The organism is Actinomycetospora sp. C-140 (genome assembly GCF_054796175.1).
In genome coordinates this window covers 166,906-191,479 of the sequence record NZ_JBTWNF010000014.1, presented here as the reverse complement: position 1 = coordinate 191,479, position 24,574 = coordinate 166,906, and the positions used below count along the sequence as shown (strand labels likewise).

The window sequence follows — 24,574 nt, the reverse complement described above, 5'->3', positions numbered from 1 at the left end:
CGCTGGACCGGGCGCTCGAACGTCACCAGCAGCCCGTCGACGCCGCCCGGCCCGAGGCGGCCCTTGACGTCGGCGCTGGTGATCGTCCGGAGCTGCCAGCCGTCGGCGGCCTCGGCGTTGAGGACCTTCTCGAGCTTGTCGTCGGAGAGCTTGCCGCCCATGAGGCTCTCGCGGAGCTGGACGACCTTGTACTCGAAGCGCTGCATGCCCGCCGATCCTGCCAGCGGACGAGCCCGCGCCCGGGTGAGCTGGAATCCTCGGGGGCATGACCGAGTCCGCGATGTCGAGCCGGCGCCGCGACCGCACGGGACGGGCCCCGGCGCGACTCGGGCTCACCGACCCGGACGCCGGCCCGCGGCTCGCCGCCCTGGGGTGGTGGGACGGCGACGCGCCGACCGCGGACGCCGAGCCCACCGTGTGGGCGCTGGCGCGCAGCCCCGATCCGGACCTCGCCCTGCTGGCCCTCGAGCGGCTGCGCGAGGCGCTCGGCGAGACCGAGTGGGGCGCGCTGGTCGCGGCGCTGGGCGGCGACCAGGGCCTGCGCGGGCGGCTGTTCGGCGTACTGGGCGGGTCGACCGCGCTCGGCGACCACCTCGTCGCCCATCCCGAGCGCTGGCGCACGCTGCGCAGCGAGGGCACGCCGGGCCGCACCTACGACGCGTCCCAGCTGCCCGACCTCGCGGAGCGGACGGCGACGCTGCTGGGGGCGGTGGGGGCGTCCGTCGACGATCCCCGGGCGACCGTGCTCGAGCCGGCCGGGATCGGCGTGCTGCGCCTGGCCTACCGCGACGAGGTCCTCGCGCTCGCCGCGGCCGACCTGCAGTCGGTGTGCGAGCCGGACCTCCCGGTGGTGCCCGTCGAGGTCGTCGCCGCGCAGCTCGCCGACCTCGCCGCCGCCGGCCTGCGGGCGTCGCTCGCGGTGGCCGACGCGACGGTCGCCGACGCGCTGGGGACGAAGGACGGCCGCGAGCCCGGGGATCCGCTGCCGTGCCGGCTCGCGGTGATCGGGATGGGCAAGTGCGGCGGCCGCGAGCTCAACTACGTCAGCGACATCGACGTGATCTTCGTGGCCGAGGGCGCCACCGACGTCGCCACCCGCCTCGCGTCCACGATGATGCGCATCGCCACCGAGGCCTTCCTCGAGGTCGACGCCAACCTGCGCCCCGAGGGCCGGCAGGGCGCGCTCGTGCGCACGCTCGACGGGCACGTCTCCTACTACCGGCGCTGGGCGAAGACCTGGGAGTTCCAGGCGCTGCTCAAGGCCCGCCCGGTGGCCGGCGACGAGGAGCTCGCGCGGCAGTACTGCGACGAGCTCGACCCCATGGTGTGGAGCGCCGCCGACCGCGACGACTTCGTCGCCGACGTCCGGGCCATGCGCCGGCGCGTCGAGGACCACATCCGGGCCGACCACGCCGACCGCGAGATCAAGCTCGGGCGCGGCGGGCTGCGGGACGTCGAGTTCGCGGTGCAGATGCTCCAGCTGGTGCACGGCCGCGGCGACGAGTCGATCCGCAGCCAGAACACCCTCGAGGCCCTGGCCGCCCTGGCCGACGGCGGCTACGTCGGGCGTGACGACGCCGCCAACCTCGCCGCGTCCTACCGGTTCCTGCGGATGCTCGAGCACCGCGTGCAGCTGCAGAAGATGCGCCGCACCCACCTCTTCCCGCCCGACGACGACACCGCGGGCCTGCGCCGGCTCGCCCGGGCCGCCAAGCTGCGCCCCGACGGGTCCCGCGACGCGGTCGGCGTGCTGGCGCACGAGCGCTCGCGGCACACGGTGCGCGTGCGGCGGCTGCACGAGAAGCTCTTCTACCGCCCGCTGCTCGAGTCGGTGGCCCGCGTGCCGGGCGAGGACCTCGTGCTCACCTCGGAGTCGGCGATGCGCCGGCTCAAGGCGCTGGGGTGGACCTCGCCGCAGGGCGCGCTGGGCCACCTGCAGGCGCTGATCGGCGGGGTGAGCCGGGCGAGCCGCATCCAGCGGGCACTGCTGCCGGTGCTGCTCGACGAGCTCGGGCACACCGCCGACCCCGACCACGGACTGCTCGCCTACCGCAAGGTGTCCGAGGCGCTCGCCGACACCCCGTGGTTCCTGGGCTACCTGCGCGACGAGGGCGTGGCCGCCGAGCGGCTGATGCGGGTGCTCGGCACCTCGCGCTGGGTCGCGGAGATGATGCCGCGGACGCCGGAGGTGCTGCGGCTGCTCGCCGGGGACGGACCGCACGCCGAGCTGGTCGCCCGCCGCCCCGAGGAGGTGGCCGCGTCGCTGCGCAACGCCGTCGGCCGGCACACCGACCCGGAGTCGGCCGGGCAGGTCGGGCGCTCCATGCGCCGGATCGAGCTCGTCCGTGTCGCGTGCGCCGACCTGCTCGGTCTGCTCGACGTGCCCGCGGTGTGCGGGGCGCTCTCCAGCATCTGGGTCGCGGTGCTCCAGGCCGCGCTCGCAGCCGCCGAGCGAGGGCAGGCCGCCGAGGGCCCGGCACCCGCCCGCATCGCCGTGATCGGGATGGGGCGCCTCGGCGGGGCCGAGCTCGGCTACTCCTCGGACGCCGACGTGCTGTTCGTGTGCGAGCCGGCCGAGGGCGTCGAGGACGCCGAGGCCGTCCGCTACGCCAAGGCCGTCGCCGAGGCCGCCGTCGCCGCCCTCGGCGCGCCGAGCCCCGACCCGCCGCTCGAGGTCGACACCAAGCTGCGCCCCGAGGGCCGCGGCGGGCCGCTGGTGCGGACGCTGGACTCCTACCGGCAGTACTACGCGAAGCTCGCCGACACCTGGGAGTACCAGGCGCTCCTGCGCGCCCGTCCCGTCGCGGGCGACGAAGCCCTCGGTGCGGCCTTCGTCGCGGCGGTCGACTCCTACCGCTACCCGGACGGCGGGCTCCCCGACGAGAAGGCGATCGAGATCCGGCGGATCAAGGCCCGCGTCGACAACGAGCGGCTGCCGCGCCGGGCCGACAAGGCCCTGCACACCAAACTCGGCACCGGCGGGCTCTCCGACGTCGAGTGGACCGTGCAGCTGCTGCAGCTCCAGCACGCCGGGGCGGTGTCGTCGCTGCGGACGCCGTCGACCCTGGAGGCCCTCGACGCCGCGGCCAAGGCCGGCCTCGTGGAGCCCCAGGACGCCGAGGCGCTCGCGGCCGGCTGGACCATGGCCACCCACGCCCGCGCCGCGGCGACGCTCGTGCGCGGGCGTCCCACCGACGAGGTGCCGCACTCGGGCCGCGACCTCGCCGCCGTCGCCGCGGCGCTGGGGCACGACCCGGACGCCGATCCCGGCGAGTTCCTCGACGAGTACCGCCGCGTCACCCGCCGCGCCCGTGCCGTCGTCGACCGGATCTTCTATCTCGTGGACTGAGGGTCGGCCCGCGTCGGGAGCTCTGCACCGGACGAGCACGGTGGGGCCGAGGTCGTTCGCGGGCCCTTCGCGCCGCGGGTGCTCTCCAGTTCGATCTCCCGGGAGTGTCGCCGGCGTCGTGCCGTGGCAGGGACGCTGCTGACACTCTCGGGAGATCACCGTGGAGAGCTGTCCGTCGGGGCTCGCGGGACGGCGGCGTAGCCGGCGTCGGCCAACCATGCGCGGGCCCGCCCGCGCCGGCGTTCGTCGGAGTAGGTCCGCCAGGAGCCGATGTGGTCGGGCCACCGGTCCAGGACGGCGCGGAAACGGTGGAAGGCGCCGCGGCCGTCGAGTGCGCGTCGCAGGCGGTCGGCCACGACGGGCTCCGCCAGGGCGTCGGCGAAGAGCGCCATGTCGCGGTAGCCGTCCCGGGCGCCGACGCGCTCGATGGGCAACCACCGTTCCGGGTCGTCGAGGTCCTCCTCCTCGTCGGACCCGGTGAGTGCCGGGTCGAACACGTCGTCCGGCCACGCTTCACCCGTCAGGAGATCGATCCGTCCTCCGGTCTCTCGTGGATCGCCCTCGAGGAGGTCCGAGACCGCGTCGAGATCGACCGGGAGCGGCGACGACGAGGGCGCCGTGACGCCGCGCGCCTCGAGATGCGCGGCGAGCTCGTCGTCACCCGGCCAGTCGCGCCCGCGCAGCGCACGGGCACACGCGGAGGCCTGCTCCGACGCTCCGGGCACCCCCTGGCTGAGCGCGAGCAGGAGGCCGTCGCCGGCGTGCTGGAGGACGTTCTCGCCGAGACCGTCCTCGAGCAGGGCAAGGACGGCGTGGCCGTCGCCCCGGTGCGTCGCTCCGCGGAGCTCCCGGAGGACCTCGAACGTCATGGGAGCCATCGTGCCGTGAGGTGTGCCGGATCTCCGGACACGCACGGTCGTGTGGGTGGCGTTCGGGACGCCCATCACCGACCATCGAACACGTGTTCGACGAGCGAGGCCCGGCGCAGCGCCGCAACGACCGGTCCGGAGCCTTGCAGCGCGACGAGGTCAAGCGTGTCTGGGTCGATCTCGCCGTCGCCTACCCGCGCCCGCGGGACCGGCCGGTGCGGCCGATGCCCGAGGGGGTCGATCTCCAGAGCCGCGTTCCCGGCGAGCTGCTGGGGTGGCGCCGCACGACGACGGGGGAGTGGGTGGGGTGGGTCTGCCTGCCCGTCCGGCGCGGCGAGGAGATCCGTTACGTCTACCAGTACGTCGTGGCCGCGGCGCTGTCCCCGCGCGAGGACGTGCCGGACCGCCGGTCGCCCTGAGCGCGTGGAAGCATGGTGGGCATGTTCTCGGCACTCGGTCTCACCACGATCCGCGGCTGCGTCACCGGCTGGGTGGTCAGTGCCGTGGTGCTCCTCGCCGGCCTCGCGCTGATCTTCACGGTCAGCCCGGAGATCGGGATCGTGCTCTTCGTCCTCGGGGCGATCGGCTCGGTCGTCGTCACCGTGGCGATGCTGCGGGTCCGGTCGAAGGTGCCGCCCAAGCAGCAGCTGTAGGGAACCTGGACGCACGACGGCCCGGCACCCCGCGGGGCGCCGGGCCGTCGTCCTGCCGTCCGGTGATCAGCAGTTGTAGTACAGCTCGAACTCGTACGGGTGCGGCCGCAGGCGCAGGCCCGTCACGTCGTCGCGCTTGAGCTCGACCCACTTCTCGATGAGGTCGGACGTGAACACGCCGCCCTCGAGCAGGTAGTCGTGGTCGGCCTCGAGGTTGTTCACCGCGGCGTCCAGGCTGGCCGGGACCTGCGCGATGTTGGCGGCCTCCTCGGGCGGGAGCTCGTAGAGGTCCTTGTCGACCGGCGTCGGCGGCTCGATCTTGTTCCGGATGCCGTCGAGGCCCGCCATCATCATGGCGGCGAAGGCCAGGTACGGGTTGCCCGACGAGTCGGGGCAGCGGAACTCGAGGCGCTTGGCCTTCGGGTTGTCGCCGGTGATCGGGATGCGGACGCACGCCGAGCGGTTGCGGTTCGAGTAGACCAGGTTGATCGGGGCCTCGAAGCCGGGCACCAGGCGGTGGTACGAGTTCGCCGTGGCGTTGGTGAAGGCCACGAGCGAGGGCGCGTGGTGCAGGATGCCGCCGATGTAGTGGCGGCCCATGTCCGACAGGCCCGCGTAGCCGTTGGCGTCGTAGAACAGCGGCTCGCCGCCCTTGAACAGCGACTGGTGGCAGTGCATGCCCGAGCCGTTGTCGCCCGCGAGCGGCTTCGGCATGAAGGTCACGGTCTTGCCGGCCTGGGCCGCCGTGTTCTTGACGATGTACTTGAACAGCTGCAGGTCGTCCGCGGCGTGCAGCAGGGTGTTGAACTTGTAGTTGATCTCGGCCTGACCGCCGGTGCCGACCTCGTGGTGCAGCTTCTCGAGCTCGAAGCCCGCGTTGATGAGGTTGGTGCCGATCGCGGCGCGCAGGTCGGAGCTCTGGTCGGTGGGCTCGACCGGGAAGTAGCCGCCCTTGAAGGCGATCTTGTTGCCCTTGTTGCCGCCCGGCTCGTCGCGGCCCGCGTTCCAGGCGCCCTCGATCGAGTCGACCTCGTAGAACGTGCCGTTGGGCTTCGAGTCGTAGCGGATCGAGTCGAAGATGTAGAACTCCGCCTCGGGGCCGAAGAAGCAGGTGTCCGCGACGTCGACGGTCGAGAGGAACTTCTCGGCCTTGCGGGCGACGTTGCGCGGGTCGCGGCTGTAGGCCTCGAGGGTCAGCGGGTCGTGCACGAAGAAGTTCACGTTCAGGGTCTTCTGGGCCCGGAACGGGTCGATGCGCGACGTCGCGACGTCGGGCAGCAGCGTCATGTCCGACTCGTTGATGCTCTGGAACCCGGTGATCGACGAGCCGTCGAAGGCCAGACCGTCGGTGAAGACGCTCTCCTTGAACTCCGACGCCGGCACGGTGAAGTGCTGCATCTGCCCCGGCAGGTCGCAGAAGCGGACGTCGACGTACTTCACCCCCTCGTCGGAGATGTACTTGAAGACCTCGTCCTGATTGTTGAACACCCTCGGTGGCTCCTTCACACGCTTGCCGGGGACGACGGGGGTCGGTGGTCAGCGGGTCGCACCGTACCCACTGATCGGGGGCGTCGACCGTGACCGGTCCGGGTGATCCCGACGCTAGGTCGGTGCTGTTGCTCGGCCGTCACCAGCATGTTTCACAGCAGTTAACGAGCGCTGGGTGGTCGGCCGGCGACGCAGCGCCGTCCCGCCGCCGTCCCGCTCGGCCAGCCGTAGCCTGTCACGGTGTCGTGGTTTCGTGAATGGCTCACCGGCGGCGACGTGCGCCCCACCGCGGGCAACGCCGCTCCGGAGCGTCCCGTCGAGACGCGGCGCCGCACCGGCCGCGACGACGACACGGTGCCGGCCTACCCGGGGGAGCGCTTCGGTCTGCCGGAGAGCGGGCCGGGCTCGGTGGCCACGCTCGCGCGCCGCAGCGGGCAGTTCGTCCTCGACGCCGTGCTGGCGGGCCTGCTCGCCGCGATCTTCACCTACCCGGCGCTGCCGCAGAACTGGAGCCTGCTGACCTGGGCGATCATCATGATCGTGCCGGTGGCGGTGGTCGGCACCACCCCGGCCATGGCGCTGCTGGGCCTGCGGGTGGTGCGCCTCGACCGACCCGAGGCCTCGGGTGTGGGTCTGCTCTGGACGGTCGTGCGCACCTTCTCGGTGTTCTTCGTGATCCCCGCGCTGATCATCGACCGTGACGCGCGCGGCATCCAGGACCGCGCCAGCCGCACCGTGGTGGTGCGGACCCGCTGACGGGCCTCACCGGCCGCCGCGGCGGGCCGTGCGCTGCATGCCCTTCATCTGCTGGGCGTTCTTCGGCACCGGGCCCTTGGGCACGGCCGGGCCGCCGCGGTTGGCCAGCGCCGCGAGGCGCTTCTCGACGGTGTCCATCTGGGCCTTGTCGATGTTGCGCGGCAGCTTGGTGACGTGACGCTGGAGCTTGGCCAGCGGCACCTGGCCCTCCTCCTCGCCCACGGAGATCTCGTAGATCGGCACCTGCCCGATGATGCGGGAGACGCGCTTCTTCTCCTGGGCGACGAGGCTCTTCGTGCGGTGCGGGGCGCCCTCGGCCACGAGGATCACGCCCGGCCGGCCGATGACGCGGTGCACGGCGTCGAGCTGGGTGGTGCCCGCGACGGCCTGGGTGACGCGCCACTGGCCGCGCATGGTGTCGAGCGCCCAGCCGGCCGCCCCGGGCTGGCCGTTGGCCTTCGCGTAGACGTTCCGCTGCACCCGGCGCCCGAAGATGATCACCGCGAGGAGGACGCCGAGCAGGATGCCGGTCGGCAGCAGGAACCACTGCTGCCCGATGAGCAGGCCGATGCCGAACAGCACGGCCGCCGTGACGACGACCGCGCCGATCATCAGCGGCAGGAGGGCCTTGTCCTCCTTGCGCTGCATCTGGAACGCCTGCCAGATCTGGCTGAACCGCTCCTTGCGCGCCGCCCGCGCCGCCTGCTTCGCGGCCTTCTTCTCTTCCTTGCTCGCCGCGCCGGAGCCCTGCTTCGCCATGCGGGCCATTCTGCCCTACGGGGGCATGACGTCAGCCGTGCGTGCGGCCCGTCCGGGCCAGCACCTCGCCGACCTCCTGGCGGGCCGGGCCCTCCTCGGCGAGCTCCGCCATGCCCGCGGGCAGCTCCTCGCCGCGGGCGAGCACGGCCTGCGCGTAGAGCCGGCCGGCGCGGTACGAGGAGCGCACCAGCGGCCCGGCCATGACGCCGGGGAAGCCCATCGCCAGCGCCGCGTCGCGGTGCTCGACGAACTCCTCGGGCTTGACCCACCGCTCCACGGGGTGGTGGCGCAGGCTCGGGCGCAGGTACTGCGTGAGCGTCAGCAGCTCGCAGCCGGCGTCGACCAGGTCCTGCATCGCCGCCGTGACCTCCTCGGGGGTCTCGCCCATGCCGAGGATGAGGTTCGACTTGGTGACGAGGCCGGCCGCGCGGGCCTGGCGGATCACGTCGAGGGAGCGCTCGTAGCGGAACCCCGGGCGGATGCGGCGGAAGATGCGCGGCACGGTCTCGAGGTTGTGTGCGAGCACCTCGGGGGCGGCGTCGAACACCGGCCCGAGCTGGTCGTCACGCCCGTCGAAGTCGGGGATGAGCAGCTCCACGCCGGTGCCCGGGTTGAGCTCGTGGACCTGGCGGACGGTCTCGGCGTACAGCCACGAGCCGCCGTCGTCGAGGTCGTCGCGTGCGACACCGGTGATCGTCGAGTAGCGCAGGCCCATCTGGCGGACCGACTCGGCGACCTTCCGCGGCTCCATCGTGTCCAGCGGCGAGGGCTTGCCCGTGTCGATCTGGCAGAAGTCGCACCGGCGGGTGCACTGCTCGCCGCCGATGAGGAAGGTGGCCTCGCGGTCCTCCCAGCACTCGAAGATGTTCGGGCAGCCGGCCTCCTCGCACACGGTGGCGAGACCGGAGCCCTTCACCAGGCCCTTGAGCTCGGTGAAGTTGGGTCCGGTGGCCACGCGCGTCCGGATCCACTCCGGCTTGCGCTCGATGGGCGTCTGGGAGTTGCGGACCTCGAGCCGCAACATCTTCCGTCCTTCGGGGGCGACCGTCACGCGCCCGACCCTACGCCGCACGTCGCAGCCCGTCGGCCGGATGTGGCCCCGGGGACGGTTCGGAGCGTGACGGAATGACTACCCTGATCGTGTGGACCTTCGGATCTTCACCGAGCCGCAGCAGGGCGCCGCGTACGACGACCTGCTCCGCGTGGCGCGGGCGTCCGAGGACGCGGGCTTCGACGCGTTCTTCCGGTCCGACCACTACCTCGCCATGGGCGACGCCAACGGCCTGCCGGGGCCCACCGACGCGTGGGTCACCCTGGCGGGGCTGGCGCGTGAGACGAGCACCATTCGACTGGGCACGCTCATGACGGCCGCCACGTTCCGGTTGCCGGGCCCGCTGGGCGTCATGGTCGGCCAGGTGGACCAGATGTCCGGCGGACGCGTGGAGCTCGGGCTCGGCACCGGCTGGTACGAGGCCGAGCACCGCGCCTACGGCATCCCCTTCCCGCCGCTCGCGGAGCGCTTCTCGATGCTCGCCGAGCAGCTGGAGATCCTCACCGGCTCCTGGCGCACGCCCGTGGGCGTCACGTACTCCCACGCGGGCGAGCACTACCGGTTCGCGGACAGTCCCGGGCTCCCGAAGCCCGTCCAGACCCCGCACCCGCCGATCGTCGTCGGCGGCAACGGGCCCCGCCGGACCCCGGCGCTCGCCGCCGCCTACGGCACCGAGTTCAACATGCCCTTCGCCGGGATCGACGACCTCGCCGTCGGCCAGGAGCGCGTCGACGCCGCCTGCCGCGCGCTGGGCCGCGACCCGGCGACCCTGGGCCGCTCCACCGCCCAGGTGCTCTGCGCGGGCCGCGACGAGGCCGAGGTCGCCCGCCGCGCCGACGCCATCGGGCGCGATCCGGGGGAGCTGCGCAAGAGCGGCCTCGCGGGCACCCCGGCCGAGATCGTCGACAAGATCGGCACCTTCACCGACCGCGCCGGACTGCAGCGCATCTACCTCCAGGTGCTCGACCTCTCCGACCTCGACCACCTCGACCTCGTCGCGTCGGAGATCGCTCGCCAGGTCTGAGGACGTGTCAGCGAAGTGCCGTCACAGACACTCAGCGTCCGTATCGGTACTTCGATCACTCAGAGATGGGTCACCGCGAGGTCGCGGCGTCGTGGAAGCGTTCGAGCTCGCGGCGCGTGTCCGGCCCGCACGGCTGGAAGACGATCTCGGTGACGCCGGCGCCCGCGAGCGCGTCGATCTTGTCGCGGACCTCGCTGCGCGTGCCGGACAGGGTCGCGTCGCGCAGCATCGCGTGCCCGCCCGCGTCCCAGGCCGCGCGGTCGGCGTCGTTGAGCTCCACGCAGTGCCCGGCGTGGACCGCGAGGTGCTGCCGCTCGGCCGGGGCCTTCTCGACGACGCCCATCCACTCCGGCCCGCCCACCAGCTCGCGCGCCGCGTCGGGCCCGCCGAACTCGTAGGCGCCGTGGTACGCGAGCGCCCAGCCGGGACCCGCCGTGACCTTCGCGTGCTCGGAGTCCTGGGGCTCGTCGTCGTCGAGGACGGTGCCCCACGCGAGGTAGGGCACCCACGAGTACGCCGACATGAACTCCGGCTGCGCGAGGGTGACGAACAGCCCGTCGCCCAGCTCGCGCGCCACCGCGTCGCCCTTCGGCCCGAGGGCGCCGACGAGCACGGGCACGTCGACGGGACGGGCCGGGGCGTGGCCGTCGGGATGGAGCATCTGCATCGACGCGCCCTCCCACTCGACGACCTCGCCGCGCAGCAGCCCGCGGTAGGCGCGGATGTAGGCGTCCATGAACGACCACGGGATCGCCCGGTAGCCCATCGCGCGGCGCCCCGTGAAGCCGGTGCCGAACGCGACGGCGACGCGGCCGGGCGCGAGGGCGGCGAGGGTCGCGGTGGCGGCGGCGTTCGTCATGGGGTGGCGCAGCGTCGGCACGAGCACACCGGGACCGAGACCGATCCGCTCGGTGCGCTCGGCGGCGAGGGCGAGCGTCATCCACACGTCCGGGCTCTGCTGGGGGGTGTCGTAGACCCACGCCCGGGCGTAGCCGAGCTCCTCGGCCAGCGCGATGTCGTCCGGCGAGCTCAGGGCGGTCGGGAAGGCGACGGACACGTCCACGGGTTCTCCTCCTCGCGATCGGTGCGGATCAGGGCAGGCCGGCGTGCGGCACGTCGACGCGCACGGCGAGCAGCTGGGCCTCGCGCACCGGCCGCCGCTCGTGCTCGGGGAAGGACGGCGCGGCGCAGAGGAACAGGGTGCGGCCGTCGTCGCCGCCGAGCATGCAGGCGAACACGCCGGTCCCGGTCGGGATCTCGTCGACGATCTCCCCGCCCTCGCGGACGCGGATGACCCGCGAGTGCAGGGCGTCGGCGACCCAGATCGCGCCCTCGGCGTCCGCGCAGATGCCGTCGGGGCCGACCTCGAGCTGCCCGACGGCCTCGGTGACGTCGGTCGTGCGCGGCGGCGTGCCGAACCCGGCCCAGACCCGCCGGCCGGTGAGCGACCCGTCGTCGGCGATGTCGAAGGCGGTCAGCCGCCCGGCGAAGGTCTCGGCGACCACCAGGACGTCGCCGGGCAGGATCACCGCCCCGTTCGGGAACGCGAGGTCGCTCGCGGCCGTGGTCACGGTGCCGTCCGGGTCGACGCGGGTGAGGGTGGTGTCGCGCAGGGGCGCCCCGCCCATCAGGTCGAAGCCGAAGTTGCCGACGTAGGCGCGGCCGCGCTCGTCGACGACCATGTCGTTGAGCACGCCGGTGACGACGCCCGAGAGGTCGGCGTGCTCGGTGAGCTCGCCGGAGGCGCTGCGCGCCAGCAGGCGGTGGTCGCGCATGGAGACGATCAGCGCGCGCCCGTCGGGCAGGAAGCCGAGCCCGGAGGGCTGCTGCGGGACGTCGGCCTCGACCGTCGTGTCGCCGCGGGTGTCGGTGGAGACGACCTGCTCGGTGTAGAAGTCCGAGACCCAGAGGCGGCCGTCGTGCCAGCGCGGGCACTCCAGGTACGAGTAGCCGTCGAGCACGACGGTGATCGGCCTGCTCGCGGTCCGGTCCTGCGTCATCGGTGACCCACTCCCTCGCCTCGCTTGCCCCGCGATGTGACTGAGCGCATAGTTACCTCGTTGAGACGCCGTGTCAACAGCCTCCCGGTGCCCGCGGAAGGGGGTCCTCGTGCCGTTGCCGGCCGACGCCACGGGCGAGCACCCGACCGTGCCCGAGGGCTTCTGGGACGCGCGGACCACGCCCGCCGCCCGGGCCCTGCTGACGTCGGCCGTGCGGTGCTTCGCCGACCGCGGCTACCACGCGACGACGACCCGCGACATCACCGCCGCGGTCGGGCTGAGCCCCGGCGCCCTCTACGTGCACTTCGCCTCGAAGGAGCAGGTGCTCTTCGAGATCGCCCGGACGGGACACCGGCGTGCCCTCGAGGCCCTGGAGGCGCTCGGTGACGGCGCCGACAGCCGCGAGCACGTGCGCGGCCTGGTCGCGGCGCTGGTCACCTGGCACGCGCGGCACCACACGGTGGCCCGGGTCTGCCAGCACGAGCTGGCCGCCCTCGGCCCGGAGCACCGCGCGACGGTGCTCGACCTGCGGCAGCGCTTCACGGCGACCCTGCGCGCCGCCGTCGAGCGGGGCGTACGGGACGGCGTGTTCGACGTCCCCGAGGTCAACCGCGCCCTGCGGGCGATCATGTCCCTCGGGATCGACCTGGTGCGCTGGTACCGCCTCGACGGTGCCGACCCGCCCGAGCTCCTGGGCGAGATCTACGCCGACCTGGCGCTGCGGATGATCGAGGTCGCGCCCGGGCGGTGACGCGTCAGCGCGCGGCGCCGACCCGGACGGTGAGCCCGCCGACGGTGACGTCCCGCGGCGCGTCCGGGGCGGTGTCCTGGGCCGCCGGCAGCGTGCGGTCGGTGATCTCGAGGCGGCCGTCGAGCGCCGCGAGCACCGCGTCGCGGGTCGCGTCCCGGACCTCGTCGACGCCCACCCGGCGGCCGAGCTCGGCGGTGAGGCTGGTGACGCCCGCGTCCCGGATGCCGCAGGGCACGATCGCGCCGAAACCGGCGAGGTCGGGCTCGGCGTTGAGGGCGAACCCGTGCAGCGTGACGCCGCGGGCGACGCGCACGCCGATCGCGGCGATCTTGCGGGCGGGACCGCGGTCGTCGGCGGGCAGCCAGACGCCGCTGCGGCCGTCGATGCGCCCGACGGCCAGGCCGTAGGTGTCGCACACGGCGATCAGCGCCTGCTCGAGGCGCCGGACGTGCTCGACGACGTCGACGGGCTCGGCGAGCCGGATGATCGGGTAGCCGACGAGCTGGCCCGGGCCGTGCCAGGTGATCTTGCCGCCGCGGTCGACGTCGATCACCGGGGTGCCGTCGGCGGGTCGTTCCTCGGGCAGCGTGCGGCGCCCGGCCGTGTAGACCGAGGGGTGCTCGAGCAGCATCAGCACGTCGGGGCCGGTGCCGGCGACCCGCGCGTCGGCGTGGGCGCGCTGCTGGTCCCAGGCCTCGAGGTACTCGACGGTGCCGAGCTCGTGCACCTCGACGGGCTCGGCGGCGGCACGGCTGGAGCGGGTCACGACGGCGACGCTACCCCGCTCCGGAGGTACCGCAGGGCCTGCTGTGCCGTGCGCCGCCCGCTGACGAGCGCGCCCTGCACCGACGGCGTGTCGCGGTGGTCGCCGGCCACGAACAGGCCGTCGCCGAGGTCCACGGCCCGGCGCAGACCCTCCGGGGTCGGCGGCGTGGTCGCGGGCAGCGCCCGGGGCACGCGGACCGTCGCCAGCTCGTCCCACGCACCCACCGGCCTGCCCCACAGCCGCGCGAGCTCGCGGCGCAGCTCGGGCTCGGGCAGCGGGTCGGGGCCGAGGACCGTGCTCGCGACGAGGTGGCGGTGGTCGGGCGAGTAGGACGGTGCCGCGGCGGTGAGCACCACCGTGTTGACGATCGGGCCGCCGGTGCCGTCCAGGTGCAGCAGCGCCTGGCGCGTCGGCGGCTCGGCGGTGACGTGGAGGTGCGTGGTCAGCGCGAACGTCCGCGGCGTCGGGAGGCGGTCTCCCAGGAGCGCCGCGGCGTCCGTGCCCTCCGTCGCGACGATCACGGCGCCGGCGCGGACCCGGCCGTGCGGCGTCTCGACCAGACCGGGCGCCACGCGCTCGACCGGGGTGTCGGTGAGGACGGTGCCGGCGGGCAGCCGGGCCGCGAGCTGGGCCGGCACGGCACCGATGCCCCGCGAGGGCAGCGTGAGGTCGCCGCGCGCGAAGCTGCGCCAGAACAGCGAGAACACCCGCGACGACGTCTCCAGGTCGCGGTCGCCCAGCACGCCGGCGAGGAACGGTCGCAGGAACGCCTCGGTCGGCGTCCCGCCCAGCCCCCAGTGCGCCAGCTCCTCGGCCGTCGTGCGTTCGGGGGCCCGCGCCTGCCGCGCCGGCGGCACCACGAGCGAACGCAGGGAGAGCGCGGCGATCCGGGCCTTCGCCCGCGCCCCGAGCAGCCGGTCGGCCGCGGTGCGCGGCGCCCAGGACGGGACGCGGCGGGGATCGGCCAGGCGGTGCAGCCGCCCGTCGGCGTCACGGACTGCCGCGCCGGGCACGAAGCGGCGCAGATCGAGCGCGTCCAGGTCGATCTCGGTGCGCAGTGCCGGGTACGACGTGTTGAGGATCTGGAACCCGCGGTCGACGAGGAACCCGTCGACGACGTCGGTGCGCACCCGCCCGCCGACACCGTCGCCGGCCTCGCAGACGATCACCGAGCGTCCGGCGCGGGCGACGGTCCGCGCCGCGCGCAGGCCCGCGAGCCCGGCGCCGACCACCACGACGTCGACGGCGTCGGGCAGGACCGGGCCGCTCATCCGTCGAGCACCGCGGCCAGGGCCTCGGAGAGCGTGCCGTGGCGGAAGGTGAAGCCCTCGCGCTCGAGCACCCCGGGCATGACGCGCTGGCTGACGAGCACGCCCTCGTCGGCGAACTGCCCGAGCACCGTGCGCATGGCGAACCCGGGCACGACCCACGGCGCGGGGCGGTGCATCTGCGCGGCCAGCACGCGCGTGAACTCGTCGTTGCTCACCGGGTCCGGGCCCGTGGCGTTCATCGGCCCCGACACGGTGTCGTGCTCGAGCGCGTGGACGATCGCGCCCACCTCGTCGTCCAGGGAGATCCACGGCCAGAACTGGGAGCCCGACCCCAGCCGCCCGCCGAGCCCGAACTGGAACAGCGGCTTGATCCGTCCCATCAGCCCGCCGGAGGGGGAGAGCACCAGACCGGTGCGCACCAGCACGACGCGCGCCCCGCCCTCGGACGCCGGCGCGGTCGCGTGCTCCCAGTCGCGGCACAGGTCGGCGAGGAAGCCGGTGCCCTGGCGCGCGGTCTCGTCGACGGCCATGGCGCCGGTGTCGCCGTACCAGCCGACCGCCGAGCCGCTCACCATCGTCGGGATCCCGTGCTCGACCACCGCGCGGGCGAGCACGTCGGTGGGGATCATGCGGCTGTCGCGCAGCTCCTGCTTGCGCGCGCCGGTCCAGCGCTGGTCGCCGATGCCGGCGCCGCAGAGGTTGACGACCGCGTCCGCGCCCTCCAGGGCCCCCGGCGCGAGGTGGCCGGCGGCGGGGTCCCAGCCGCGCTCGTCCGGGGCCTGGGGTGTGCGCCGCACGAGACGCACGACCTCGTGGCCGCTCTCGCGCAGACGCGGGACCAGGGCGGTGCCGATGAGCCCGGAGGACCCGGCGATGACGACGCGCATGGGGTGATCGTCGCGGAGTGTCCGGCCCGCCGCGACCCGGGGTCGCCGACGCGGGCCGAGCGGCGGCGGCAGGGCCGGAGACGAACGAACGGCGCTCTCGCTGCTACCGAAGCAGCGAGAGCGCCGTTCGTTCCGCGAGGCGGGCGACGTGCGGCCCAGCCGCGTCGCCCGTGCGCGCTACAGACCCAGCTCGCCCTCGAAGGCGCCGCCCTCGAGACGGTCCTTGATCGTCGTCAGGAACCGCGCCGCGTCGGCGCCGTCGACGATCCGGTGGTCGTACGACAGGCACAGGTAGGCCATCGAGCGCACGGCGATGACGTCGCCGCCCGAGTCGTCCTGGAGCACGACGGGCTTCTTCACGACCGCGCCGGTGCCCAGGATGCCGACCTGGGGCTGGTTGATGATCGGCGTGTCGATCAGCGCGCCGCGCGAGCCGGTGTTCGTGATCGTGAACGTGCCGCCGGAGAGCTCGTCCGGCGTGATCTTGTTCGCCCGGGTGCGGTCGGCGACGTCCGCGATCTTGCGGGCGAGCCCGGCGAGGTTGAGGTCCCCCGCGTCGTGGACCACGGGCACGATCAGCCCGGCCGGCGAGTCGACGGCGATGCCCAGGTGCTCGGCGCCGTGGTAGGTGACCTCGCCCTTCTCGGTGTCGATCATCGCGTTGACCGAGGGGTGGGCCTTGAGGGCCTCGACGGTCGCCAGCGCCATGAACGGCAGGAACGAGAGCTTCACGCCCTCGCGGGCCTGGAAGTCGGCCTTCGCCCGGTCGCGCAGCCGCGCGATCCGGGTGACGTCGGCCTCGACGACCGTCGTGAGCTGCGCGGAGATCTGCAGCGACTCCACCATGCGCTTGGCGATCGTCGCCCGGCGCCGGGAGAGCTTCTGCGTCGTGCCGCGCAGGCCCGAGGTGTCCGGCGCGGGGGCGCCCGAGGCGCCGCGCGAGCCCGACGCCGACGGCTTCTGCACCTCGCCGGCGTGCACCGCACCGCCGCCCGACCCGCCCGAGGCGGTCGCCTGCGCCGGGGCGTCGCCCGCCGGGGCGGCCGCGCTCTGGTCCCGCTCGTCGGCGGCCTTGACGACGTCCTGCTTGCGGATGCGGCCGCCGACTCCGGTGCCGGACAGCGTCGAGAGGTCGACGCCGCGCTCGGCGGCCAGCTTGCGCACCAGCGGCGTGACGTACGGCGAGCCGGACTCGGTGGGCGCCGACGCGCCGTTGCCCTGCGAGGAGTCCCGGGGCCGGGTCGCGCCCGCGTTGGCGGGGCCGCTCGCGGTCGTGGGCTGCTCGGTCTCGTGGGAGACGTAGTCGTCGGCGCCGGACGCGGCCACGGCCTGCTGCGGCTCGGGCTGGGAGGGCTGGGAGGGCTGCTGGGCCGGCTGGGACGGCTGCTCGGTCTGCTGCTCGGCCTGCTCCTGCGCGGGCTCGGGAGCCTGCTGCGCCGCGCCACCGCCACCCGAGGCCTGCGACGCGTCGCCGATCACCGCCAGCGCGCCGCCGACCTCGACCGTGTCGTCCTCGCCGGCCTTGAGCTCGAGGACCGTGCCGGCGACCGGCGAGGGGATCTCGGTGTCGACCTTGTCGGTCGAGACCTCGAGCAGCGGCTCGTCGACGTCGACCGAGTCGCCGACCGCCTTGAGCCAGCGCGTCACCGTCCCCTCGGTGACCGACTCGCCCAGCGCGGGCATCTCGACGGTCGTGCCCGCAGAGGACCCGGAGGTGCCGCCGGACGACGACCCACCCGAGGAGCCGCCCGACGACGCCGCGGCGGGCTCCGGCTCGGACGGCTGCGGGGCGGGCTCGGGCTGTGACTGCTGCGACTGCTGCGGCTCCGGCTCGGCGGCCGGCTCGGGCTGCGACGACTCCGCGGGCTGCGCCGCGCCGCCGCCGTCACCCCCGGACGATCCGCCGGACTCGCCCTCGTCGCCGATCACGGCGAGGTCGCCGCCCACCTCGACGGTGTCGTCCTCCTGCGCCACGATCCGCTGCAGCACGCCCGCCTGGGGCGAGGGGATCTCGGTGTCGACCTTGTCGGTCGAGACCTCGAGCAACGGCTCGTCGACGTCGACGTGGTCGCCCTCCTGCTTGAGCCACCGCGTGACCGTGCCCTCGGTGACGCTCTCCCCGAGAGCCGGCATCTGGACGGTGTAGGCCATCGTGCTCGTACTCCTCGTCGCTCTGCTTCGGGGTCAGCTGTGGCTGTGCAGGGGCTTGCCGGCGAGCGCGAGGTGCGCCTCCCCGAGAGCCTCGTTCTGCGTGGGGTGGGCGTGGATGAGCGTGGCGACGTCGGTCGGCAGCGCCTCCCAGTTGTAGATCAACTGGGCCTCGCCGACCTGCTCGCCCATCCGCGAGCCGATCATGTGGACGCCGACCACCGGGTCGTCGTCGCCGGTGCCGCCCTTGACGAGCTTGATCGCCCCGGCGGTCTTGAGGATCTGCGACTTGCCGTTGCCGGCGAGGTCGTAGGTCATCGTCTTCACCTCGCCGTACAGCTCCTTGGCCTGCGCCTCGGTGAGCCCGACCGACGCGACCTCCGGCTCGCAGTACGTGACGCGCGGGATGCCCTTCTCGTCGATCACCGGCGGGTTCAGCCCGGCGATCTCCTCGGCGACGAAGATGCCCTGCTGGAAGCCGCGGTGGGCCAGCTGCAGGCCGGGCACGATGTCGCCGACCGCGTAGATGTTGGCGACGCCGGTGTGCAGGCGGTCGTTGGTCGGGACGAAGCCGCGGTCGAGGGTGACGCCGTTCTCCTCGTAGCCGAGGTCGGCGGTGTTCGGCCCGCGGCCGACGGCCACCAGCAGCAGGTCGGCCTCGATCTCCTCACCGTTCTCCAGCGAGATCGTCACCGAGTCGGCGGTCTGGGAGACGCCGGTGAACTTCGTGCCGGTCTTGAACGCGATCTTGCGCTTGCGGAACTGGCGCTCGAGCTGCTTGGAGAGGAACTCGTCCTCGTTGGGCACGAGGTTGGGCAGCGCCTCGACGATGGTGACCTCGGAGCCGAAGCTCTTCCAGACACTGGCGAACTCGACGCCGATGACGCCGCCGCCGAGCACGACCACGCGCTCGGGCACGTAGTCGAGGTTGATCGCCTCGGTGGAGGTCAGCACCCGGCCGCCGAGCTCGAGGCCCGGCAGCGTCTTCGAGTAGGAGCCGGAGGCCAGGACGATGTTGCGGCCCTGGTAGCGCTGCCCGTCGACCTCGACGGTGTCCTGCCCGACGAGCTTGCCCGCGCCCTCGATGAGGGTGACCTTGTTGGCCTTCACCAGGCCCTGCAGGCCCTTGTAGAGGCGGGAGACGACGTTGTCCTTGTACGAGTTCACGCCGCTCATGTCGATGCCCGACAGCGAGCTCTTCACGCCGAACTGCTCGCCCTCGCGCGCCGAGTCGGCCACCTCGGCGGCGTGCAGCAGCGCCTTGGTGGGGATGCAGCCGCGGTGCAGGCAGGTGCCGCCGACCTTGTCCTTCTCCACGAGCGCGACCGACAGGCCGAGCTCCGCGGCCCGGAAGGCGCAGGCGTAACCGCCCGACCCCGCTCCGAGGATGATGACGTCGTACGTGTCGCTCACTGCTGCTTCTCCCGCGTCGGCGTGTGGCGTGCGGTGCCTTCGACCCGGTGCTGTGGCGCCGGTGAGGCGATGTCGGGACTCATCCTTCCACCTCGCCCCGGCCGCCGTCGGGGCCGATCAGCCGTGGTGCGCGATGTCATCCAGCACCGCCGCGATCGTCCGGACGGGGACGCCCGTGCCGCCCTTGGGGGTGTAGCCGTGCGGGCCGCCGGTGTTGAACGCGGGGCCGGCGATGTCGAGGTGCACCCAGGGCACGCCGTCGGCGACGAACTCGCGCAGGAAGATCCCGCCGACGAGCATCCCGCCGAAGCGGTGGTTGGTGACGTTGGCCAGGTCCGCCACCCGGGAGTCGAGGTCGCCCCGCAGCTCCTCGGGCAGCGGCATCGCCCAGCCGCCGTCCCCGGCCGCGACGGCCCGGGCGGCCACGCGGTCGCGGAACGCGTCGGTGCCCATGACGCCCGGGGTCCGCGACCCCAGCGCCACGAGCTGGGCACCCGTGAGCGTCGAGGTCTCGAGCAGGTAGTCCGGCGAGTCCTCGCAGGCGCGGGCGATCGCGTCGCCGAGGACGAGCCGGCCCTCGGCGTCGGTGTTGAGCACCTCGACCGTCGTCCCGCCGTACATCGTCAGCACGTCGCCCGGGCGGTACGCGGTGCCCGACGGCATGTTCTCGGCCATCGGCACCGTCGCGACGACCTCGACGTCCAGGCCCAGCTCGGCGGCCAGGCAGGTGGCGGCGACGACGCCCGCGGCCCCGGACATGTCCGAGGTCATGTGGTCCATGTTCGCGGCCGGCTTGATCGAGATGCCGCCGGTGTCGAACGTGATGCCCTTGCCGACGAGCGCGACCTTCTTGACGGGGTCCGCGGGCCGGTAGGTGAGGCGCACCAGGCGCGGCGGCCGTGACGACCCCCCGCCGACACCGAGGACGCCGCCGTAGCCGTGCTCGGCCAGCTGGAACTCGTCGAGGATCTCCACGGACACCCCGGCGCCCTCGGCCAGCGTCCGCGCCCGCTCGGCGAAGGCGTCGGGGTAGAGGTCGTTGGGCGGGGTGTTGACGAGGTCGCGCGCGGCGGCGACCCAGCGGGCGACGGCCGTCGCGCGGGTGAGCTCGGAGGTGTCGCCGGGCTCCTGGTGGGCGCCGTGGGAGCCGTGGGCGCTCACCAGCCCGACCCGGGCGAGCTCGGTCGGCGCCGTCGACGGGGTCTTCTTGTAGGCGGTGAAGCCGTAGTCGCCCAGCAGCGTGCCCTCGACCGCCGCCGCGAGGTCGAGCGTCGAGAGGGTGGTGACGACGTGCGCGGCGTGCCCGTGCAGGGCGCGTGCCGCGGCGCCGGCCGCCCGCCGGACCTGCTCGGCCAGGTCGGGCGCCTCGCCCGGGCCCGCCTCGGCCGCGGGCTCTGGACCGAGCCCCACCGCGAGCACCACCGGGACGCCCAGGGCGCCGCGCGTCGGGACGCGCGTCACCTCCTCGGCCTTGCCGGAGCCGCCGAGCAGGCCGACGAGCCCGGGCAGCTCGCCCGCCAGCTCGCCGAGCGCGGAGGTGTTGCCGACGACGACGGGGTCCGCACCGTCCTGACCAGGGCGGACGCCCACGACGAGCGCGTCGGCGCCGTCGAGGGCGTCGGCGCCTGGCTCGGCGCCGAGGAGCTCCAGGTGGGGGGTGCTGCTCACGTCGTGCCTCTCCTTCGCGCGGTGTCGATCACATGCTAGGACCGCGCCCGCTCCCGTACGGTGCCGCGGGTGTCCGACCCCGACTCCCGCCGCAGCCCCGTGCACGACCACCACGTCGCCCTCGGCGCCTCGTTCGCGCCGTTCGGCGGGTGGGAGATGCCCGTCCAGTACTCGGGCACGGTGGCCGAGCACACGGCGACCCGCGAGGCCGTCGGCCTGTTCGACGTCAGCCACCTCGGCAAGGTCCGCATCAGCGGGCCGGGCGCGGCGGCGTTCGTCGACCGGTGCCTGACGAACTCGCTGGAGCGCATCGTGCCGGGCAAGGCGCAGTACACCCTGTGCTGTGCCGAGGACGGCGGCGTCGTCGACGACCTCATCCTCTACCTCGTCGGCCCCGACGAGGTGTTCGCGGTGCCCAACGCCGCCAACTCCGCGGGCGTGGGTCGCCGGCTCGCCGAGGTCGCCCCGCCCGGGATCGCCGTCGACGACGAGCACGACGCCCACGTGGTGCTCGCCGTGCAGGGCCCGTCGTCGCCGGCGGTGCTCGCCGAGGTGGGGCTGCTCACCGATCCCGACCCGCTCGACTACATGGCCTTCGTCGACGCGCAGTGGCAGGGGCGGCCGGTGCGCGTGTGCCGCACCGGCTACACCGGCGAGCGGGGCTACGAGCTGATCGCGCCGGCGGACGGTGCGGGGGAGCTGTGGGACGCGCTGGCGGCCGTCGTGGCGGAGCAGGGCGGCCTGCCGGCCGGGCTGGGGGCGCGCGACACGCTGCGCACCGAGGCCGGGCTACCGCTGCACGGCCAGGACCTCGGCCCCGACATCACCCCGCTGCAGGCGCGGTGCGGGTTCGCGGTCGGGTGGAAGAAGGACGGGTTCTGGGGCCGCGACGCGCTCGTCGCCGAGCGGGAGGCCGGCCCCCGACGCCGCTCGTGGGGGCTGAGGGCCACGGGCCGGGGCGTCCCGCGGGGTCACATGACGGTGCGGCGCGGGGACGAGCCCGTCGGCGAGACCACCTCGGGGACGTTCTCCCCGACCTTGAGGACGGGCATCGCGCTGGCCCTGCTCGACACGGCGGCCGGCGTCGAGGAGGGCGACGTGCTCGCGATCGACGTGCGCGGCCGGGCGCTGGAGTGCGAGGTCGTCAGCCCGCCTTTCGTCCCGTCGCACGTCCGGTGACGATGTCCCGGTGAGCTTCCCCACGGACATCCCGCCGTCCGATCCCGGGACCTACCGGTCCCGATCCGAGGCCGAGCAGGCGGGCCCGGTGCGGTTCATCGCCCCGTCCGACGTCGTCGGCGGCGGCTACGGCCTCTTCGAGAACGCCGCCGAGCCCGGCCGCTGGGGCGCGATCCCGCACTACCACCAGGGCTTCACCGAGTCGTTCTGGGTGATCTCGGGGCGGCTCGCCGTGATGAGCGGGACGGCCTGGCAGGTGCTCGGCAGCGGCGACTTCGCGCACGTGCCGGTGAACGGCGTGCACGGCTTCCACGCCGTCGGCGACGAGACCGCGCGGTTCCTGATCCTGTTCGTGCCCGGCGCGCCGCGCGAGAAGTACTTCCGCGGCCTCGTGGAGCTGTTCACCCGCGGCGCGAGCACCGACGAGATCGACGCCTTCGCCCTCGAGTGCGACCAGGTCAACCTGCGCGACTGGCCCCACGAGCCCGTCCCGGTGAGCTGATCCGAGATCCCACTGCGAGGAATACCCGACGAGATACCGAGAGTCATCGGGTCATCGTCCGCTCGTGTGCAATTCGTTGACAGTGTGTCCAGCCATGGCTGTACTCGACTCCGCGATATCACTCGGAGTAACACGTCGGGGAGTGAGATCCGGAATGATTCCTGTGCTTTGTCGACGAATTCGTTGGCTTCGGTAACGAATTCCGATGAACGCGCCGACCCACGCCCTCCGACCGCTGCCCGTCAGCGGGCCGGACGACCACGTGGTCGCGGCGCTCGCGGAACCCGGCGTCGCCATTCTCGACGGTCCGCCCGGGTCCTACGTCGCCGAGCGCCTCGCAGGCGTGATCGCGAATTGGGGCCGCTGGCGGCACTGTGTGTGGTGGCGCGCCGGGAACGTGCCGCTCGCCGAGCTCTGCGCGGCCCTGGCGGAGGCCGGCGTCCGGCGCTGGGAGGACTCGTCGGCCCCGGGAACGGACAGCGACGTCGACGGCGGGCTGCGGCGGGCTCCGGCGGGCGCGGTCGTGGTCCTCGAGCTGCCCCGCGACACCTCCGCGGCCGTCGTCCGGTGGATCTCGTCCGCCCGCCCCCTGGCGCGGCGTCGGGGGCTGAGCCTCGTTGCGGTCACGGAGCACAGCAACCCCGCCGTCACCTGGAGCGGTCTCGACGACGCCGTGCACCACTGGGCGGTCGGGCCGCCCGTCGGACCCGAGCCGCTGCCGGCCGGACGGTGCCGCCGACTGGTGGAGCTCGCCGGGCCCCGGGCGGCCGTCGTGCGCGACGTGGTCGACGCCGCGCGCGTGTGGTCGCCCGAGCCGGTCGCGCGGGCACTCGACAGTGGCCACGAGCTCGGCACCGTCCTGGACGTCCTCACCGAGGAGCTGCACGCCCGGTGCAGCGCCGAGCAGCAGGCCGCCCTGCGGATCAGTGCGCTCACCGGGTACTGGCACCCGTCGCTGGCCCCGTACCCGGTCGACGCGGCCGGGCTGCGTCCGTGGATCGTCCCGCTGGAGGACGGGTGGGGTTGGGTGCGGCCGCTGTGGCGGCGGGCGCTGCGCCGGGTCCTGGGGGACGACCCCGCCGGCCGCTCCCGCTCCGCGGTGACTCAGCGGCGGACGACGACACCGACGCCGGTGCCGCCGTCACCCGACCCGGCCGGCGATCGGCCGGCGATCCTCCTCGAGGCGCGGCTCCTCGGCCCCTTCGAGGTCCGGGTGGACGGGCGCGCGGTGAGCCGCTGGCGCGGGCGGCTGGGTCCCGATCTCCTCCGGTTCCTGCTCGCGCGCCCGGGTCACGTCTGCGCCCGCGATGAGCTGCTGGCGGAGTTCTGGCCGGAGACCGCGCCGGACGTGGCGCGGAACCGCCTGCAGGTCGTGGTGAGCGGGCTGCGTCGTGCCCTCGGCGAGCTCGCCGGGACGCCGGTCCTGGAATACGTCGACGGCGGCTATCGCATCGCGGCGGACGTCCGCGTGGAGACCGACACGGCGAGGTTCGAGGAGGCTCTCGAGGTCGCGCGCGAGGCCGAGCGGGCCGGCGACACCGCGCGGGCCGCGGGCGCCTACCAGGAGATGCTCGACCTGTACCGGGGTGACTTCGCCGTGGACTCACCGTCGGACTCCTGGACGCTGCTGCCGCGGGAGAGCCTGCGGATCGGCTATCTCGACGCACTCGACCGTCTGAGCCGGATCCACCTCGACGCCGGACGGCTCGACGACGCCATCTCCGTCGGGCACAGGATGGTGGAGGCGGACGTGTGCCGCGAGGACGCCCACCGCCTGATCATCTTCTGCTACGCCCGCCAGGGGCGCTCCTACCAGGCGCTGCGGCAGTTCGACTTCTGCGTACGTGTGCTCCGGTCGCAGCTCGACGTCGGACCGCAGCCCAGCACGCTCGATCTCGTGCGGTCCATCCGCGACGGTGCGCGCGTCCCGGCGCTGACGGAGTGATCGTCACCAACCGATGCCGCGACCCCGTACTCCATGGCCTGCCCCGCCGCCTGCGCAGGCGGCGGGGCAGGCCACGGTCATTCGACCGGAGACCG

22 protein-coding genes are annotated in these 24,574 nt (G+C 73.9%); 9 read left to right on the top strand and 13 right to left on the bottom strand.

Annotated elements, in window-relative coordinates:
- Window positions 1–206: DUF4177 domain-containing protein (locus tag ACR9E3_RS22665; RefSeq protein WP_460382814.1), on the bottom strand; the 206-nt coding region annotated here is incomplete at its 3' end.
- Window positions 207–265: 59 nt separating this feature from the next.
- Between ACR9E3_RS22665 and ACR9E3_RS22660 the strand changes: the two genes are divergently transcribed.
- Window positions 266–3,349, top strand: coding sequence for a bifunctional [glutamine synthetase] adenylyltransferase/[glutamine synthetase]-adenylyl-L-tyrosine phosphorylase (locus ACR9E3_RS22660; protein ID WP_460382813.1), 3,084 nt, complete (start codon window positions 266–268; stop codon window positions 3,347–3,349).
- A 155-nt stretch (window positions 3,350–3,504) separates the two neighbouring features.
- Here the strand turns inward: ACR9E3_RS22660 and ACR9E3_RS22655 are convergent, their stop codons facing one another.
- A complete protein-coding gene (locus tag ACR9E3_RS22655) occupies window positions 3,505–4,218 on the bottom strand; it encodes a UPF0158 family protein (protein WP_460382812.1) in 714 nt (237 codons plus the stop codon).
- Window positions 4,219–4,310: 92 nt separating this feature from the next.
- Here ACR9E3_RS22655 and ACR9E3_RS22650 point away from each other — a divergent pair, with 92 nt between their 5' ends.
- Complete coding sequence (locus ACR9E3_RS22650) at window positions 4,311–4,637, top strand: hypothetical protein (protein WP_460382811.1); 327 nt, start codon at window positions 4,311–4,313, stop codon at window positions 4,635–4,637.
- Between the two features lie 21 nt (window positions 4,638–4,658).
- Window positions 4,659–4,871 (top strand): hypothetical protein, encoded by a 213-nt coding sequence (locus tag ACR9E3_RS22645; RefSeq protein ID WP_460382810.1) that lies wholly within the window; start codon window positions 4,659–4,661, stop codon window positions 4,869–4,871.
- A 66-nt stretch (window positions 4,872–4,937) separates the two neighbouring features.
- On the opposite strand, the gene glnA is transcribed toward ACR9E3_RS22645, so the two are convergent.
- Window positions 4,938–6,359 carry a type I glutamate--ammonia ligase gene (gene glnA, locus ACR9E3_RS22640; RefSeq protein ID WP_285654722.1) on the bottom strand — a complete coding sequence of 474 codons (1,422 nt, stop codon included), beginning with the start codon at window positions 6,357–6,359 and terminating at the stop codon, window positions 4,938–4,940.
- Window positions 6,360–6,599: 240 nt separating this feature from the next.
- On the opposite strand from glnA, the gene ACR9E3_RS22635 reads away from it, so the two are divergent.
- Window positions 6,600–7,115, top strand: a complete 516-nt coding sequence (locus ACR9E3_RS22635) for an RDD family protein (RefSeq protein WP_460382809.1) — start codon at window positions 6,600–6,602, stop codon at window positions 7,113–7,115.
- A gap of 6 nt (window positions 7,116–7,121) precedes the next feature.
- Here ACR9E3_RS22635 and ACR9E3_RS22630 read toward each other — a convergent pair whose 3' ends face one another.
- A complete protein-coding gene (locus ACR9E3_RS22630; RefSeq protein WP_460382808.1) occupies window positions 7,122–7,874 on the bottom strand; it encodes a DUF4191 domain-containing protein in 753 nt (250 codons plus the stop codon).
- A 31-nt stretch (window positions 7,875–7,905) separates the two neighbouring features.
- Window positions 7,906–8,925: a lipoyl synthase gene (gene lipA / locus ACR9E3_RS22625; protein ID WP_460382807.1), complete on the bottom strand. Its 1,020-nt coding sequence runs from the start codon at window positions 8,923–8,925 to the stop codon at window positions 7,906–7,908.
- A 91-nt stretch (window positions 8,926–9,016) separates the two neighbouring features.
- Here lipA and ACR9E3_RS22620 point away from each other — a divergent pair, with 91 nt between their 5' ends.
- Entirely contained in the window at window positions 9,017–9,949 is a 933-nt protein-coding gene (locus ACR9E3_RS22620) for an LLM class F420-dependent oxidoreductase (RefSeq protein WP_460382806.1), read from the top strand.
- A gap of 70 nt (window positions 9,950–10,019) precedes the next feature.
- Here the strand turns inward: ACR9E3_RS22620 and ACR9E3_RS22615 are convergent, their stop codons facing one another.
- Window positions 10,020–11,012, bottom strand: coding sequence for an LLM class flavin-dependent oxidoreductase (locus ACR9E3_RS22615; protein ID WP_460382804.1), 993 nt, complete (start codon window positions 11,010–11,012; stop codon window positions 10,020–10,022).
- Between the two features lie 28 nt (window positions 11,013–11,040).
- Window positions 11,041–11,949, bottom strand: a complete 909-nt coding sequence (locus ACR9E3_RS22610) for an SMP-30/gluconolactonase/LRE family protein (protein ID WP_460382803.1) — start codon at window positions 11,947–11,949, stop codon at window positions 11,041–11,043.
- Window positions 11,950–12,058: 109 nt separating this feature from the next.
- Between ACR9E3_RS22610 and ACR9E3_RS22605 the strand changes: the two genes are divergently transcribed.
- Complete coding sequence (locus tag ACR9E3_RS22605; RefSeq protein ID WP_460382801.1) at window positions 12,059–12,700, top strand: TetR/AcrR family transcriptional regulator; 642 nt, start codon at window positions 12,059–12,061, stop codon at window positions 12,698–12,700.
- A 4-nt stretch (window positions 12,701–12,704) separates the two neighbouring features.
- Here ACR9E3_RS22605 and lipB read toward each other — a convergent pair whose 3' ends face one another.
- The 6 genes from lipB to ACR9E3_RS22575 all read right to left on the bottom strand — a co-directional run bounded on the left by lipB (window position 12,705) and on the right by ACR9E3_RS22575 (window position 20,853).
- Entirely contained in the window at window positions 12,705–13,466 is a 762-nt protein-coding gene (gene lipB, locus ACR9E3_RS22600; protein ID WP_460382800.1) for a lipoyl(octanoyl) transferase LipB, read from the bottom strand.
- Entirely contained in the window at window positions 13,463–14,737 is a 1,275-nt protein-coding gene (locus ACR9E3_RS22595; protein ID WP_460382799.1) for an NAD(P)/FAD-dependent oxidoreductase, read from the bottom strand. The genes lipB and ACR9E3_RS22595 overlap by 4 nt, the downstream gene beginning before the upstream one ends.
- Window positions 14,734–15,624 carry a TIGR01777 family oxidoreductase gene (locus ACR9E3_RS22590; RefSeq protein ID WP_460382797.1) on the bottom strand — a complete coding sequence of 297 codons (891 nt, stop codon included), beginning with the start codon at window positions 15,622–15,624 and terminating at the stop codon, window positions 14,734–14,736. The genes ACR9E3_RS22595 and ACR9E3_RS22590 overlap by 4 nt, the downstream gene beginning before the upstream one ends.
- 177 nt (window positions 15,625–15,801) lie before the next feature.
- A complete protein-coding gene (gene sucB, locus ACR9E3_RS22585; RefSeq protein WP_460382795.1) occupies window positions 15,802–17,775 on the bottom strand; it encodes a 2-oxoglutarate dehydrogenase, E2 component, dihydrolipoamide succinyltransferase in 1,974 nt (657 codons plus the stop codon).
- Window positions 17,776–17,808: 33 nt separating this feature from the next.
- A complete protein-coding gene (lpdA, locus tag ACR9E3_RS22580; RefSeq protein ID WP_460382793.1) occupies window positions 17,809–19,185 on the bottom strand; it encodes a dihydrolipoyl dehydrogenase in 1,377 nt (458 codons plus the stop codon).
- A gap of 117 nt (window positions 19,186–19,302) precedes the next feature.
- Window positions 19,303–20,853, bottom strand: coding sequence for a leucyl aminopeptidase (locus tag ACR9E3_RS22575; RefSeq protein ID WP_460382792.1), 1,551 nt, complete (start codon window positions 20,851–20,853; stop codon window positions 19,303–19,305).
- A 69-nt stretch (window positions 20,854–20,922) separates the two neighbouring features.
- On the opposite strand from ACR9E3_RS22575, the gene gcvT reads away from it, so the two are divergent.
- The 3 genes from gcvT to ACR9E3_RS22560 all read left to right on the top strand — a co-directional run bounded on the left by gcvT (window position 20,923) and on the right by ACR9E3_RS22560 (window position 24,479).
- On the top strand, window positions 20,923–22,032 hold the full coding sequence (gcvT, locus tag ACR9E3_RS22570) for a glycine cleavage system aminomethyltransferase GcvT (protein WP_460382790.1): 1,110 nt from the start codon (window positions 20,923–20,925) through the stop codon (window positions 22,030–22,032).
- A gap of 10 nt (window positions 22,033–22,042) precedes the next feature.
- The gene (locus ACR9E3_RS22565; RefSeq protein ID WP_460382789.1) at window positions 22,043–22,534 is read left to right on the top strand and encodes a cupin domain-containing protein; all 492 of its coding nucleotides are present in this window, start codon (window positions 22,043–22,045) and stop codon (window positions 22,532–22,534) included.
- Between the two features lie 205 nt (window positions 22,535–22,739).
- Window positions 22,740–24,479, top strand: a complete 1,740-nt coding sequence (locus ACR9E3_RS22560; protein WP_460382788.1) for an AfsR/SARP family transcriptional regulator — start codon at window positions 22,740–22,742, stop codon at window positions 24,477–24,479.
- The last annotated feature ends 95 nt before the right edge of the window (window positions 24,480–24,574 follow it).

What these genes read in the sequence shown, in the direction of transcription:
- ACR9E3_RS22645 (WP_460382810.1), top strand. Translation starts at nt 4,659, where the DNA reads ATGTTCTCGGCACTCGGTCTCACCACGATCCGCGGCTGCGTCACCGGC.
- ACR9E3_RS22660 (WP_460382813.1), top strand. Translation starts at nt 266, where the DNA reads ATGACCGAGTCCGCGATGTCGAGCCGGCGCCGCGACCGCACGGGACGG.
- sucB (WP_460382795.1), bottom strand. Translation starts at nt 17,775, where the DNA reads ATGGCCTACACCGTCCAGATGCCGGCTCTCGGGGAGAGCGTCACCGAG.
- ACR9E3_RS22595 (WP_460382799.1), bottom strand. Translation starts at nt 14,737, where the DNA reads ATGAGCGGCCCGGTCCTGCCCGACGCCGTCGACGTCGTGGTGGTCGGC.
- ACR9E3_RS22560 (WP_460382788.1), top strand. Translation starts at nt 22,740, where the DNA reads ATGAACGCGCCGACCCACGCCCTCCGACCGCTGCCCGTCAGCGGGCCG.
- ACR9E3_RS22655 (WP_460382812.1), bottom strand. Translation starts at nt 4,218, where the DNA reads ATGACGTTCGAGGTCCTCCGGGAGCTCCGCGGAGCGACGCACCGGGGC.
- ACR9E3_RS22590 (WP_460382797.1), bottom strand. Translation starts at nt 15,624, where the DNA reads ATGCGCGTCGTCATCGCCGGGTCCTCCGGGCTCATCGGCACCGCCCTG.
- ACR9E3_RS22610 (WP_460382803.1), bottom strand. Translation starts at nt 11,949, where the DNA reads ATGACGCAGGACCGGACCGCGAGCAGGCCGATCACCGTCGTGCTCGAC.
- ACR9E3_RS22630 (WP_460382808.1), bottom strand. Translation starts at nt 7,874, where the DNA reads ATGGCGAAGCAGGGCTCCGGCGCGGCGAGCAAGGAAGAGAAGAAGGCC.